This is a genomic window from Phycisphaerae bacterium (assembly GCA_035275405.1).
GTDB lineage: Bacteria > Planctomycetota > Phycisphaerae > UBA1845 > UTPLA1 > DATEMU01.
Genome location: DATEMU010000015.1, coordinates 646649 through 660760 on the forward strand (window position 1 = coordinate 646649; position 14112 = coordinate 660760).

Here is a 14112-nt window from a genome sequence, read left to right on the forward strand (position 1 = left end):
CTTAGAGCCAGCCCTTCTTCGTCATGTCTGTGATCATTGCGTCCGCTTCGCAAAATCGATTCGCGAGATGTCCTTTAAGGCGCTTCAATTCGGCAACAAGAGTGTCCCCCTTCAGCTTATCTTCTCGTTGAAGAAAGACTTTCGTCGCAGCAACCTCGAGCACAGCTCTGTCGTGGCCTCTTAACTCGACAGCGGCAGTTTCGATTTTGGGCTTTCCCGAGGGCTTTGGGATATCGAAATGCTTCTTAAGCAGCGGCTTGATCGAGTCGCTTACCTTGTACGAGAACTGCTCTAGCGGCTGGCCCCCAGGGCCGGGGAGAACTGTCAATCGCTCCTCGACGAATCCCGCCGCTTTCAGGGTGTCCGTTGAGCAAGCCACAGCCCTCGAAAACGGGCCAAGCTGTCGGATTCTGAAGTCATCGAACGGCAGGCCGTATCCCATGGCCTTTAGGAGGTACACGATCTTCTGCATCTTCACGCGTCCGTCGACGCCGCCGCAAGCATCGATAACGCGGGCTAGTTTCATTTCATCGAAGTCTCTCATCGGGCACGCTCCTTCCTGCGATTCCTCGATCCCATTTTACGTTTGATCCATCCATCATTTCGGAGGCGGTCGACAATCTTTCGATCCGTCTCGTCGTAATAGAGTCGATGTACCCTTGTCTCGATTCCCGAGATCGCGCGAATAACGTCAGACAATGACTCAGCGGGGTGTGTCTTTCCTCGCGCGTCAATAAGTTGAATTACGCGGTCCTCTTGCTCCTCGGTGTCGCTGCTCTTTCGATAAAACAAGTTTCGATACGCAAGGTCTTCGAAGGAGTCCAAGTTCAGCGAGTAGTGCTCGATCGAGTTTTCAATATCTTTTTGAAGCTCGATCGCCCGTTTTAGCTGCTTGCGACCTTCATCGTGGCGTACATCAATTTCAATGACACGGTATGGCCTTCGCCGATGGACCAAGCGATCGCATAAGGCGCTGAGGCGAGCAAATCTCTTGTCGCGTCTTGGCTTGAGTTGAGCCCAGTCGAGAAATGTGCACCACAGTCGAAAATCGTCCAAGGAAAGATAGTCATCGGTTTCCGCTGACTTCCGAGCGAGCATCTTAGCGAGCGCGGGCGGACAGGGCTGTGGCACTCGTCGAGTATTGCCGTCAGCGATCAGGGAGGCGAGCCCCAAGATGTTTTTGAGCATTGCCTCATACGCCCGCGTAGTCTTGTGCGTATAGACCTGCACGTACATGAACTCTCTGGCCTGGATGTATTCCTCTACGACGTGTACGGCCTTGTCGCCGTCGAAACATAGCCGTAGGACCGGCTTCGTTTGGCCCTTCATCTTGACGGACCCGATTCGCATCGCGTGCAGAAGCCATTCGACATCGAACTCACCGTATTTCGGACCCGTCGCCTGGCTGTCACGCAGCAAGAAGTCCATGCGGTCGGCATCTAGCTGACTGCTGATGAAATCCTTGGCCAACAAGTGCCTCGGGTCGGCTTTGTCAATCAGACCGGTGACTACGTCGACGCGAACCTTGTGCTTTCGCAGGACTCGCGCGAACCGTTCTCGGATAATCTTCTCTGACCACCCTTCGTGGTCCTTCGGATAGTTTCGGGGCGGCTTCTTCGGAATTGGAATCGCCCGTTCGAATACGTGCGAGAACGGCCCATGACCCACGTCATGCAGCAACGCGGCCGCAATGATTTCCAAACGCAATCCTGCAAGCGCCCGATGCTCCTTGCTGCCTTTCCTGTATTGTTTCAAGAGGGAATCGAGCATCCGCCCGGCCAGATGGCAGACGCCGAGACTGTGCGCCCAGCGGCTGTGCTCCCCTCCGGGATAGGTCAAGAAACCCAGCCCGAGCTGCCGAATGCGCCGGAGCCGCTGAAACTCCGGGCAACCGATCAGGTCCAGGATCAACCGGCCCTCTGCGCCCGTAAGCGTGATGAGGTTATGCACAGGGTCGCGAATGACCTTGTGCAGCGGTTTGGCAGCGTGTCGTGGGGCGTCCATGCCTGATACCTAACAATATCCTAACAAATTTCTGGCCATTTGGCAAGGGCCTTTTTGCTGGGTTTTTGTCCTCCACGCGGCCTCGGCGAATACGGTCCGGGACTATCCTACCGTCCGGGCTCGCCGCCGGGTATGGGCCGTCCGGGGTTTCCTCCTCCCAGAGCCTGGTCCCTTGTGATTTTCTTCAGCCCGCTGGGCTCGGATGCGCTCCAGCAGCTTGGAGGCCGGTTCGTCGGCGGGGTCTCGGGGGACGAGCTTGCCGGCGAAGGCCAGCTTGAGGATCGCCTGGCGCAGTCGGGCGGCGCGCTTCAGGCCGTGCTCGACTTCGGCTTCGACGGCTTCGACGACCGAGACGCGGCGGTCGACCTCGGCGACGATCTCGGAAAGTTCGCTAGCTGGCGGGAGCGGCGCCGGCATGCGCTTCGCATCCGAGATGTAGAAGTGAGCTTGTGCGCTTGCGCCGGACGCTCGACCGATCCATTGGTGACACCACGGCGATTGAACCCAGCGAAGAAGGTACTTCGACAGGATGAGCGGTTTCAGTAGCAGGACACTTCGCACAATCGCAAACGGCTCAGACGGCCCCACAACGGCTGCCCGCCCGGTCGTTGCGCCAACACTGACGATGAGCAGATCGCCCTCCATCGGCGCGCATCGCTTCAGGCACTTCTGAAAGTTGTCTTCCGCGATCAGCCCGACGTTCTCAAATCGGACGCCATCGTCGCGCACGTGCGTGGCGGTCAACATCGGCTTGCCGGAGGGCTGATATGGCGGCTGGATGTGTTCCCCGTCCGTAACCTGCGAACAGAGTTGGTCCGCGATGGCCCATGCCCACCCCTTGGGAAGTTGGTGCAAAGAGCCAGTGTCGGCAAGAGCGGGATGCTTGTACTTCTCCTTCCACCCTTTAGGCGGAGCCTTTCCTACCTCGGCGAATTTGCGGAGTTGGGCCTCCTCCCACTTGCGGCGTCGGTCGGCGAGGATGCGTTCAAGCAACTTGTCGGCCGGCTCGGTCGCCGGGTGGGACCGCCGCCACTCGGCCGTGAGCCGGCCCTCGACGGCGGCCTTGAGGACGGCGGCGCGGTAGCGCTTCAGCTTGGCCTTTACCCGCTCCAGCGCCGCCACGCCCGCGTCGAGGTCGGAGAACAATTCCTCGATCTTCGCCACGATACGGAGCTGCTCAGGGGGTGGCGCGATGGGGAATTCTGAGTTTCGCAGAAACTGAAAATGTCTGCTGTAGCCGCGGTCGGGAAGACGCAGGGTCCGCAGCGCCCATAATGCGTATCGCGACTCGATTCCCCGAACCTTCAGCACTTTTACGCCATCCGCGCCTTGCACGAACGGCGTGTCAACATACTTGAGGCAACGAGTGTGATCACCAAAGACCAGAAACGGCGGGTCGTCCGGATGTACCAGGCCTTCGTCATCAGTGAAGCCGCCAATCAGATCAGATCCCTGATCAACTACAGGGAATCGTCCGATGGCGGCGTACTGTTCCTGCTTGAGTTTACGATCACTACTCGTGACATTCTCGAAGACGGTCGCAAACTCCGCCCACGACCAACTCGCGGGCAATTGCCGCATGGGCCAGCGTCCACGCTCCACTTCGCCTTTCGTCACGCCGCCAGCCTCTCATTCAGCTCTTCCAGCAGCTTCGACAATCCCTCGCCGAAAACCGCATGCGCCGCCCCAAGCCCGCCGAACTGCTTGAAAGGCACTTCCTCCAGGTCGTCCGGCCCAATCGTCAGACTCGTGGCGATGTGGTCGCGGATCGCATCCAGCCAACGAAGTTGCTCGGCGGTGAACGCCGTTCCCGCCTGTTCTTTCTCGGCCAGCCACGCCCCGTAGCACTCTTGCACGGTCGTCTCGACCGGCACGAGCGGCGACTCCGGCCGGATCACATGCCGCACCATCGCGACGAGATCGACGAGTTGGCGTGCGTGCCCACGCACCTTCCCCGGCTCGGCCGCCTCGAAGGCGTGCCACAGCCGGCCGACACTCTCGGGCTTCTTCGGATCAACGAAGAACGGCGAAACGGCCAGCTTCTGGGCCAGTTCCCTGACCTGCCCGTAGCGCAGGCCCTGCCGATAGGGGCGGCTGTAGAGCAGGCGGATGGCCTCGATCTCTTCCTTATTTTCTACTATGAACTGCCGGAAGCTGGTGACGAGGGCGCGGGCCTTTGCCTTCGCCGCCGCGTCGAACCCGGCGCGCAGCAGTGTATCCTGATTGACCTCATCGATGACCTGCTCGGCGGCGGCCTTCACGCTCAGGATCGTGCTCCGCAGCCTCGGATTGTGGAAGGGCTTGAGAGCCGCGGCCATCGCCTCGCGCTCGACAGCGTCAAATTGCGCGTCCGTCGGCTCCTGACCGGAGGGGAGATTGAATTTCTCGGCGGCCTTGGCGGCGACCGCGTCCGTGTCGATGCTGGCCAGCAGGGCGGCCGCGAGGGCGGTCGGCGTTTTTGCGCCGGCTTCCACTGCGATTTGCCGGCGCTGGTCGTCATTCAATTCGCGATCCAGCCGGACCAGGCGCGACGCGAGCGTGGAGACGATCTCGTCGCTCACGCCCCCGGCGGCGACGGTGTTGAGAAGTTTGTCGAGCGAGACGGTCGGCTGGCGATCGAGCGGCTTGGACAGCGTCTTGGGCGTCTCGGTGACGCCAACGGCGTCGACGATGACGAAGCGGTCCTTGACCCGGGCGTCGGGCGTGACCGACTGGAGACGATCGGGATCAACGATGCGGCAGCCGCGCCCCTTCATCTGCTCGAAATAGGACGCCGAGTTGATGTTGCGCATGAAGACCAGGCACTCCAGCGGCTTGACATCGGTGCCCGTGGCAATCATGTCCACGGTGACGGCGACGCGAGGATGGAAGCTGTTGCGGAATTCATTGAGGAGCACTTCGGGTGGCCTGCCGGTGCTCTTGCTGGTGATCTTCTGGCAGAAGTCGTTGCCCTTGCCGAACTCTTCTCGGACGATGCGGGTGATGTCGTCGGCGTGCAGGTCGGTCTTGGCGAAGATCAGCGTCTTGGGCGCCTCGGTGCGACCGGGGAACATTTCTGGAAGCCTGTCCTTGAATGTGCGGATGACGAGGCGAATCTGGTCTTCATTGACCACGTCGCGATCAAGCTGATTGCCGGAGTAGATCAGGTCGTCGTCCAACTCGGCGAGCCGCTTCTTTCGGGTGGCGCGATCACGACGCGGCACGAAGAAGCCGGGCTGCTTGGCGAGTTTCGCGCCATCCCTGGTCACCTGGGTTTCGATGCGGTACACGTCGTAGCCGACGTTCACGCCGTCGAGCACGGCCTGCTCATGCGGGTACTCCATGACGAGGTTGCCATTGAAGAAACCGATGGTCTGGGCGCTGGGCGTGGCGGTAAGCCCGATCAGGAAGGCGTCGAAGTATTCCAGCACCTGCCGCCAGACGTTGTAGATCGAGCGGTGGCACTCATCGATGATGATGAAGTCGAAAAACTCGGGCGGAATTTTCTCGTTGTAGACGACCGGCATCGGCTCCTTGATCAGCGACGGGGCGGCCTCGAACATCGAGGCTTCTTCGTTGCCTTCGTCGAACTCCTCCTCGCCCTTGAGGATCGAGTAAAGCCGTTGGATGGTCGTGATGACCACCTTGGACGCGGAGGCGATTGTGTTTTTCCGCAGGTGCTGGAGGTTGAATTCCTCTGTGAACTTGTAGGTGTTGTAGGGCGAGGCGAACTGCTGGAACTCGTTGAGCGTCTGGCGGCCGAGATTGTTGCGGTCCACCAGAAAGAGAATGCGCTTCGCCCCCGCGAACTTGATCAGGCGATAGGCGATGTTGCACGCCGTGAACGTCTTGCCCGCGCCCATGACCATCTGGATGAGCGCCCGGGGTCGGTTGTCGGCGAGCGACTCTTCCAGGTTGCGGATGGCCGTGATCTGTTTTTCCCAGAGCTTGCCCGTGTCGAGCGCCGGCATATTACGCAGGCCGTCGCGAAGCTGGCGTTCGAGCTTCGCCAATCGGATAAGCTCTTCGGGGCGGTGGAATGAGAACACTTCGCGGCTACGCGGAAGCGGGTCCAGGCCATTCGTGAATTGGGTCACCGCGCCGGTGGATTCATAGGCGAACGGCAGCGGCATGCGCCAGCAGGGCAGGCCGGCGGGAAAGCCGCCCACGTATTTGGCAGACTGAATTTCGACGCCGGTGAGCGTGTGCCCCTCGGGTTTGGCCTCGATGACGCCGATCGCCTTGGCGTCGGCATAGAGCAGGTAGTCGGCGAAGCCGGTCTTGAGGGGAAATTCCCGTACGGCCACACCGGGGGCGGCCGAGATGTTCATCTCGCGGTAATTCTGTACCACCCACCCGGATGCGGCGAGTTGCCGGTCGATGATCTCGCGGGCTTGGTCTTCCGGAGTGAGCGGCATGGTTTCTCGAGCCCGAAGTTGTTTTCGTCACCACTGCGCAGCGCACTGGGTTGCAGCGTCAACGGCGTGCGCCTGCCCACCGAAAGCGATATCATAACCCCTGAGGCCCATCGCCGTGAGGGAGATCAACCACTACGGGGACGAGGTGTTTGAGGTCAAACGTATCAGCCGGCCACACGATTCTGACCGCCGATACAAGCCCCTTACCAGTGCCTTGCGATTCGCCTGGACATCTCTAATTGCCGACGAAGGATTTGCGCGACGATTCACAGTGGCAATTCCATTCCCTCCTTGGCCACCCTGATTCCCCGCCTCCTGATCTCCCGCGAAGCCGGGCTCGCGGGGTCTAACGCCGGATTCGAATGGTTCAGATGCGTGAAGTACACCGTCAGGCGTCCCGCCCGCACCAGTGGCTCGAGTAGATCCATCGTGTCCTTCATGAGCGGGTGACCGATCTTGCCGGTGCCGCGATCCGGCAGTTCGTCCCCGGAATAAAAGGTCCCATCCAGGATAGCCACGTTCACCCCGTATTGTTCGATGACCTTCAGCAGCGAGGGGTTCCATCTCTCCCACGGCTCGGTATCAGGTACGAACAGGACCGCCGATCCCGCGGCTTCATTCTCACGGTGCTCGCGCCGGATGATGAAGCCGACCGTATCCGAATACTCATCGCGGTGCGGCACGGTCAGCGGGGTAATCAAGACGTGGTCTCCTTTCGCATCATCCACCGGCACCCGTACGGGTCGTCTCTGTTCCAGCGTCTGCAATTGCACGTTGCCGATCCGGACGAGCTGGCTCCACGGCCCGTTCGTACGCAGGAAATCCGCCATCCGCGGCGTGCAATAGACTGGCAGATTCGAGGTGTTGAGGGCCTCGTACCCGAAAAAGGCCAGGCCCAGATAGTGGCCGATGTGCGCATGGGTCAGGAACACGCCATCAACGGGGCTTCGATCGATGCCATCGGTGACGCCGGGGCGGACATCATGCAGGAGGTCAAGCTGGCTCCGGAGATCGGGCGTGGCATCGATGAGATAGATCGAGGGATGGCCCGAGGGCCGGGGGAGGATGAGCGCGACGCTCGAAACGTACCGGCGGCGAGAGGGAGAGGCCCGCGCGGCCTGACAATTTGAACACCAGCACCCGACGTGTGGCAACCCGCCGTCTTGGACGGTCCCGAGGATGCGAAGCCGAGGACCAGTGACTTGAATTTCGGCGCACCCCGATCCGACGAGCATTACGGCGGCGGCAATCGCCAAGCGGCGGACCGGGCTGCCCTTGAAGAAAAGCCTTCGCATACGCAACACCCTTATCCGGACTTCGGCGGGCCATCGACGTCCGGCGGGAAACAGACCGCCCCCCAGTCCGAGTCGATCCCGACGTCGATCATGATCTCCAGAAACACCGGCAGCAGGTCCATGAGCACGGTCGCCGAGGCCTGGAGGGCCCGGCGGTTGAGCTTGCTACCCTTGGTGCTAGCCCCGTGAAAAACCTGGTTGCGCATCACGTAGAGCCGGTCAAACAGTAGGCCCACCAACTGGACCGTTCTGCGTAGGCACGGTATGCCGTAATCGACCGGCATCCGCCCCCCCCCTCCTCAAGTACACATAGCGCGCTTAGCGTAAATAACCCTCGCACACGAAATTGCGCGACCCGACTGTTAGCAACCATCTCATCCCCCGGATGCCGGGGCGGCCAGGCTGCCAATCAGTTCATCAAACAGCGCCCGCTGCAGCGCAGCCTGAACATCGCCGCCGTCATGGGCAAAGGCGTGATCTCTTTTTCCGGGCGTATACATTGCTTCGTGGAATTTGACGAAACGATGCAAGAACTGGGAGTGATCCGCGTTGTAGACATTTGCGATTAGCCGACCGAGGCAGTAATGCACATTGCCGCTACCCTCATGCTCGTACGAAACCGTTAATTCGATGAGCAAGTCCAAGCGAGATAGATTCTCTGGCGTGGCCTGCCCCACGTATTTGAAACATCTCGATTTCGCAGCGTGTTCAATGAAGGCTTGCGCCACGGCGGCCATCTTAGCGTCGGCGTTCACGGCCAACAACAACTCCCTGTCGCTTAATGAAACTGCGGCAGGGGCGCGTCCATTGACGGCTGGTCGAACGGTTGCGGCTAATGCGGGAGAATCAACGCCGACGCCAACTGACAATTGCCCAGCCGGCTTGTCGGGTTTCCATGAATTGCCGCCCTTGGCCGAAGTTCTCGAGTAGATCTCGGTCTGGATCGGTTTCGCACAACCCGTCGCAAGGTAGGTTGTCATACCAGCGATCAACAATACCCAGAGAACTCGGATTGATCTCACACTATTTACCCTTAAAATCGTCTGTAAACGCTACCGCGAGTTTTCGGGCAAGTTCGGCCGCACCGCAGAAACACATCCGGCGCAAATTTTCGTCGAGCGAATGCTCATCATTCACCACAATTCGCTCTGGAGAGGCGGTTCCAAGAACGGCCCCGTCGGACACGCGAACGGCCCGTGCCGTGCAGGCGATGGTGATGGGGCCGCCTCGAACGGCCTCCAAGTTTCCGCGAGCATGTACATCACCACTGTGGGCGCGAACTTCCACCGAAGCGGATTGGGCCATGCCACGATCCACGCGAAGTTCCAACAAGATAGCTAGGTCCGCGAGGTTGTTGTTGCGCAGCACCTCAATGTCTTTTTCCTGGCCGTTGGCCTTGGCTCGGTCGAACTGGCCCCGCGCGACACCAAGGTCGACAACCCGGATGTTTCCCGCAAGCTTCTGAAAGACATCGATCAACTCGTTTTCCACGAGGGCCCGGTCGACCGGAACCGCTTCCGGATCTTGTGGGTGGTCAGCAGATGAAGACAGCCGCGGCGTGTCTTGGGCTCGACTCGGGGTGGCAGCAACTTCACCGGCGAGGACATTGGCCATGAAGGTCAATCGTGGGCGGCCTCCCTTGTTGTACGCCGATGCAAACTCGCTACGGGCGCTGTTCAGGTCCGCTTCACAGGGGTCAACCGGCGGGGGCGGCGGATCCTCCTTCTGATAGTTGAACTCACGGGGGCTAGTGCCGCCGATGCCCGTGGTCCGCGACGGAACGCTTGCCTCGACGTCAGGATGGTCCGGTGCACAAGAAAGCGACAGCGTAGTCGAAAGAGCCAACATCGAAATGATCCATCTCGAATTCCCGCGGAGACTAACTTGTTTCATCACAGCACCTGGATTCGATTCTTCATCCACCGGATTGCTTTGGCACTCGAGAATTACGGCTTTCCGATATCTTCATCGTAATAGACGTAAATCCTGAAATCGTCAGCCGGCTTGAGGCTGGATACTTCGTATTGCACTCGCTTGCGAGGCTCCAAGACGAATTCGGTCCACTCAGTCTTGTCGACCACGACACCCCCGTCGGCCATCGCGGGCGCATAGAATTCCGTGCGAACGTTTACCCGTCGAGAGACGTGCGGCTCCTCCGAGTGAAGCTGCGCAACCACGTGCAGCAAATTGCCGTTTAGCCGATCCACCTTCAGATTTCGAAGCGGAACGTTGGCCTTTAGCCAAGAGTGGTTGTAAATGACTTGTGACACATCTTCCGTTCTGGTCGTACCTTCACGTGGAGCGTGCGCCTGGGGAGCGCAGCGGGCCGAAAGGATCAAAACCAAAATCGTCATGATGACGCTGTTCTTCCTCATCTCAAAGTCAAAGGTATTCATCGCAATCCAGCCTCCTTCGGATAGGCAATCTCAATGATACAGCGATCGGCCGGCGCCAGGCTCGTGGAGATATAGGGCACCGATCTACCCGGCTCCATCAGTAATTCACTCCAATCAGAGGAATCCACAGGATCTGGCTCGCCTCCCAGGAAGTAACAGGTCCTTGCCACAAGACGATATCCGTCATCCCGGCCCGATTCGAGTTGTTCGACGCGAAGCGTGGCGTCAACCTCGAAAAGGCCGGATCGCTCGTTCACGCCCGAGCGTAGGACTTCCGCGGCGACATGACTTCTGAGCCAAGGATTCTTGATCCGCGTCACGGTGCTTTCGCTCGTTGTCGATTTCGTTTCAGCGCATCCGACGGTCCATATCCCGCACGCAACCGTGAGAAGACCAAGCCGCATATGGCCGATTATCCAATGGGGACAATTCGGGAAGACTCGCCTGGGGTTACTGCTGCGCATCGGACCTGTCCTTCATTGGTGCAATTGAATCAACGTCTTCCAAGGCGGCCTGTTGACTTGTCGGAGAATGCCGCAAGGTCGGGGTAATCACATACGGCCGCAATTCACGGTGGTCGTCGACGTAAACAGGCTTCGAAAGTTGACAGCCGCAGATGCCAAGGGCAACGGCTGAGACAATCACCCTGCCGGGTCGGCGGCGGAGGGCTCTTGGCTGTTTCGAAGTGTAGGGGCTCATTTACGCATAACCTCATTCGCTCATTGCTTAGGGGGCACGCGGCGAGGCAACAACTCGTATTCTTTCGGCGCACCCACCGCGATTTCCTTGGCTTCCAAGTTGAAGGCCTCCGCCACAAAAACGACGGCTAACCCGGTATCCGGGACTTTGACATCCAGCGACCGCACATGCCGCGGTGCGAACAAGCGTGCCGGCGCATTCGCGAGCATTCGAACGTAGTTTATTTCTGTCTGCTGAAGAACCGGCGCAACCGCGCGATCAATGAAGTAATAGTCACGGCTGGGAACGTTTTCACCGGAAGGCAAAAGGACGATGCGATGTGATCCGGGCTGAACGCGTTGCATCCAGACGTGAATCGAGTTCGGCAAAAGCCTCCACTGTCGGATATCAGCCTCTTCCCGGTTGGCGGCACGGATAATCAAGCCTAGCAACTTAAGGTAGTTGTTATCAGTCTTCTGGAGAGCGAGACCAAAGTCCTCGACCTCGCCTTTACGCTTCTGGGCAAGGTCCTTAATCGAAGGTCCGCGACCAGCGGCTTGACCATACAAGTCGAGACACTGCATCATGTAGCCTGTGAAGTCTCCATCCAGGCTCAGGCCGATGTGGCGAATCGCCTGGATCGGCATGAAGTAATCATCGTGAAGGAAGGTCGTGTCCCCCCCCTTGTTCTCGCCCACCCTAAGCTTCTTGGGCCGATTTCCCGTCGCCGCAATGATAAGCAGATTGGCTTTTTCCAGTTCGCCTAGGTTCGGCCCGAAGACGTCATGACCCGCGTCCTCCGTGCGGCCAGTTGGAGGGACATATACGTTCGGATACGTATAGCGCCCATCGTGCCCTGTCCAGGCAATCGGTGTCTCGATGGTGGTGTTTCGTTGGGAGACCATCCGAACTTCTTCGCGGGTGTAAATTGTCTGCTTCCAACTATCATCTGCCAGCTTGTTTCTCCCGGTCCTCAAGTAGCAAATTGTGCGAAAGAAGTAAGCTGCCAAGAAATCGCGCTGGAAGAGGCTGCCTCCCTTTGAGGTGCAGTAGGCGTTCGCGACGAATTGGTCATCGCCGCCGCAATTTCCCTCATAGTCCGTCAAGGCACCTTTGCTGAAGCGATCGCACACCAGGGCTCGATCAAATGCCACGCGCGCATTCTCGAAATCGTTCAGCTGCATCAAGCAGATGCCGTGAAGAAGTTCGATCATGGCGCGTTCATATGCTTCGCCCTGCCATATCTTCATCGATTCATCGAACACAAGACTGGCGCGGCCGGACGCATCACCCAGGCTCAAATCATTTGTGAGGAGGATGGCCTCATATAAGGCGCGCTGGGCGGCATCGAGCCTTCCAGCGCTCATGCAACAGGTTGCATAATCCAATAGGAGAAGGCCGGCATCCTTTGATCGCCGCTCAATCGGCTTCGCCAGCTCTGCCTCTGCTTGCGGGCCGAGGGCGACCGCCTCCGACTCATAGTCCGTTGTTCCCCAAGTGTGCATGCCGGCAGGCTGCGCACAGCCTGCGCCGACCGCCCCTGCGCTCAGCGTACAGAAGAGAGCGAAAACGCACGTAGTGGCGGAGGCCATGGGCGAACGCATGTAATGAGAGATTGACTTCATTTCGCCTGAACGCCGCTACCTAATTCTGAAAATCCCGTGTTGAGTAGGCCGCAGCTGACGCAATGCTGTTGGTCCATTGAATCTCCGCTGTCTCGGCATCCACAAGGCAGAAGTTCATGTCCAGTAGCACTACCCGCCGGGCATTCTTTTGCCCTTTTTTGTCCGGGATTTCCACGATCTTGTCATTGGACATGAATCGAGCGACCAGAAAGTAGTCCACGCCGTGGCGATCGCGATGACCCCGGGCGATGGTCTGCGTGGATTCATCGTCCGGATGCCATCGGGCGAGTTTCGCTCGTAGTTCTTGCGCGACGTCGGTGTCGACGAATTTGACGCGGTCACGCAACGCGCGGGCGAGCTGGGTCCTCAGGCGCGTCAGGTAGGCGTCCTTAGCGGGGGCGAAGAAATACTGCGTGGTGTCGTTTTCGACCTTGACAAGCGCGATTCGGGGCGGTGCCTCCGCGTCAAAGAACATCGGCTCGCGGACCATGTCACGCGCCATCAGGTCGGCTACACGGGCGATTTCCAGGTCGCTGAGGAAGCTCCCCTTCATCGCCTCGATGCTGCCAACATCCCGGGGCGCATTGCAACCGGGCGCGGCTACCAGCAGCAACATGGCACGAAGACCGAAATGACCTGTCCAGCTGGTCAGATGGAGCCTATGCACGAATCACCCCGGCGTCACGGTCTTCACAGGATAGTCATGGGTCCACACGATCTCGCCACTATCAGCGTCCGTGAGGCTAAACGTCATGTACATGTCCACGAGCCGCTTGCCCGCAATGGACTTGTCCAGCGACTGATAGACGCCGGACAGGATGTAATCGACGCCATGCTTGTCCTTCAGTCCTGTGTGCGTGGCCTGTCCAGTTCGTTTGGCTTCTCGCTGGGCTGCGATCGCTTCCCCAACTGGTCCGCGCAGCATGATGAACTTAGCGGTGCTGCCGGGCGACGATTGGCTGCGCAATGATCGAAAGACAATGGTCTGAATCCGGGTCGCCACCATTTCAGCGCTTCCGCCGATGAATGGTTCATTCGTCTGGTTTTCAACGCCAGCGATCCCGATGCGAACCGGAGGCTCGGCTCGTTGCAGCAAGGGCTCCCGAATCAAGTCCCGGGACATCGCCTGGGCGCATTGCTCGATATCACCCGACCGCAACCCCCATACGTCTTGTACACTCGGACCCGGATCAACCCTAGGCGGTGGCGGGCCACATGCGGCGCATAACAACGAGGTAACGACAATCAATCCAAGTTTCGGCGAGGCTGGGCCAAAACCCGAGGCTCTGATCCTGAAGCGTCGAAACTCGTTAGCCTCTCGACTGCGTCCTTGAACGCAACCAGATTTAGGTGCTCGGGCTTGAATGAGAATTCGTAGTTCTGGCCAAGTCTCCATGTCCATTCTCTGTTGCGTCGGGAGCGAATCACGAAGCTCCCGTTTGCCTCTGTTGAAAATCACATTTCAGTCTCGGGCCGGTTTCCCCTAATCCTGCTTCCTCCATTTTTCTCTCTGACCCGATATTTCTCAGATAACCGTGCCCGATTACGCCGCCGGGTCGTGGTCGCTCATTGTACAGCGCCCCCTTCGTTTAGCCTACCGTGTTTTCGAGGGTTTTCCGGCCTGCAGGGCTGAAAAGGACCCTCGCTGGTGTGCCAAGTGGCCATTCGGCGCTGCTTTTCGTGCGAGGCTTATCCAGCTTCAACCAAGGACACGTAG

At 59.1% G+C, this 14112-nt stretch carries 12 protein-coding genes; all 12 read right to left on the bottom strand.

What is annotated here, in order from left to right; all coding sequences use genetic code 11:
• Window position 1: 1 nt before the first annotated feature.
• The 12 genes from VJZ71_20400 to VJZ71_20455 all read right to left on the bottom strand — a co-directional run bounded on the left by VJZ71_20400 (window position 2) and on the right by VJZ71_20455 (window position 13797).
• Complete coding sequence (locus VJZ71_20400) at window positions 2–544, bottom strand: hypothetical protein (protein HKQ50445.1); 543 nt, start codon at window positions 542–544, stop codon at window positions 2–4.
• On the bottom strand, window positions 541–2004 hold the full coding sequence (locus tag VJZ71_20405; protein HKQ50446.1) for an HD domain-containing protein: 1464 nt from the start codon (window positions 2002–2004) through the stop codon (window positions 541–543). The genes VJZ71_20400 and VJZ71_20405 overlap by 4 nt, the downstream gene beginning before the upstream one ends.
• Before the next feature lie 102 nt (window positions 2005–2106).
• On the bottom strand, window positions 2107–3621 hold the full coding sequence (locus tag VJZ71_20410) for a hypothetical protein (protein ID HKQ50447.1): 1515 nt from the start codon (window positions 3619–3621) through the stop codon (window positions 2107–2109).
• Entirely contained in the window at window positions 3618–6401 is a 2784-nt protein-coding gene (locus tag VJZ71_20415; GenBank protein ID HKQ50448.1) for a DEAD/DEAH box helicase family protein, read from the bottom strand. Before VJZ71_20415 ends, VJZ71_20410 begins: the two co-directional genes overlap by 4 nt.
• Window positions 6402–6667: 266 nt before the next feature.
• Window positions 6668–7696, bottom strand: a complete 1029-nt coding sequence (locus tag VJZ71_20420; protein HKQ50449.1) for an MBL fold metallo-hydrolase — start codon at window positions 7694–7696, stop codon at window positions 6668–6670.
• 11 nt (window positions 7697–7707) lie between these two features.
• Window positions 7708–7980 carry a hypothetical protein gene (locus tag VJZ71_20425; GenBank protein HKQ50450.1) on the bottom strand — a complete coding sequence of 91 codons (273 nt, stop codon included), beginning with the start codon at window positions 7978–7980 and terminating at the stop codon, window positions 7708–7710.
• Window positions 7981–8070: 90 nt separating this feature from the next.
• Window positions 8071–8676 carry a hypothetical protein gene (locus VJZ71_20430; GenBank protein HKQ50451.1) on the bottom strand — a complete coding sequence of 202 codons (606 nt, stop codon included), beginning with the start codon at window positions 8674–8676 and terminating at the stop codon, window positions 8071–8073.
• Window positions 8677–8719: 43 nt separating this feature from the next.
• On the bottom strand, window positions 8720–9310 hold the full coding sequence (locus tag VJZ71_20435) for a hypothetical protein (GenBank protein HKQ50452.1): 591 nt from the start codon (window positions 9308–9310) through the stop codon (window positions 8720–8722).
• Window positions 9311–9642: 332 nt separating this feature from the next.
• Window positions 9643–10092 carry a hypothetical protein gene (locus VJZ71_20440; GenBank protein HKQ50453.1) on the bottom strand — a complete coding sequence of 150 codons (450 nt, stop codon included), beginning with the start codon at window positions 10090–10092 and terminating at the stop codon, window positions 9643–9645.
• A gap of 719 nt (window positions 10093–10811) precedes the next feature.
• Window positions 10812–12395 (bottom strand): hypothetical protein, encoded by a 1584-nt coding sequence (locus tag VJZ71_20445; protein ID HKQ50454.1) that lies wholly within the window; start codon window positions 12393–12395, stop codon window positions 10812–10814.
• A gap of 19 nt (window positions 12396–12414) precedes the next feature.
• Window positions 12415–13011: a hypothetical protein gene (locus VJZ71_20450; protein ID HKQ50455.1), complete on the bottom strand. Its 597-nt coding sequence runs from the start codon at window positions 13009–13011 to the stop codon at window positions 12415–12417.
• Between the two features lie 54 nt (window positions 13012–13065).
• Complete coding sequence (locus tag VJZ71_20455) at window positions 13066–13797, bottom strand: hypothetical protein (protein ID HKQ50456.1); 732 nt, start codon at window positions 13795–13797, stop codon at window positions 13066–13068.
• Window positions 13798–14112 lie beyond the last annotated feature (315 nt).

Coding starts and splice junctions, on each gene's coding strand:
- VJZ71_20400 (HKQ50445.1), bottom strand. CDS start 544: ATGAGAGACTTCGATGAAATGAAACTAGCCCGCGTTATCGATGCTTGC.
- VJZ71_20405 (HKQ50446.1), bottom strand. CDS start 2,004: ATGGACGCCCCACGACACGCTGCCAAACCGCTGCACAAGGTCATTCGC.
- VJZ71_20415 (HKQ50448.1), bottom strand. CDS start 6,401: ATGCCGCTCACTCCGGAAGACCAAGCCCGCGAGATCATCGACCGGCAA.
- VJZ71_20420 (HKQ50449.1), bottom strand. CDS start 7,696: ATGCGAAGGCTTTTCTTCAAGGGCAGCCCGGTCCGCCGCTTGGCGATT.
- VJZ71_20425 (HKQ50450.1), bottom strand. CDS start 7,980: ATGCCGGTCGATTACGGCATACCGTGCCTACGCAGAACGGTCCAGTTG.
- VJZ71_20430 (HKQ50451.1), bottom strand. CDS start 8,676: ATGACAACCTACCTTGCGACGGGTTGTGCGAAACCGATCCAGACCGAG.
- VJZ71_20435 (HKQ50452.1), bottom strand. CDS start 9,310: ATGGCCAATGTCCTCGCCGGTGAAGTTGCTGCCACCCCGAGTCGAGCC.
- VJZ71_20440 (HKQ50453.1), bottom strand. CDS start 10,092: ATGAATACCTTTGACTTTGAGATGAGGAAGAACAGCGTCATCATGACG.
- VJZ71_20445 (HKQ50454.1), bottom strand. CDS start 12,395: ATGAAGTCAATCTCTCATTACATGCGTTCGCCCATGGCCTCCGCCACT.
- VJZ71_20450 (HKQ50455.1), bottom strand. CDS start 13,011: ATGTTGCTGCTGGTAGCCGCGCCCGGTTGCAATGCGCCCCGGGATGTT.
- VJZ71_20455 (HKQ50456.1), bottom strand. CDS start 13,797: ATGGACATGGAGACTTGGCCAGAACTACGAATTCTCATTCAAGCCCGA.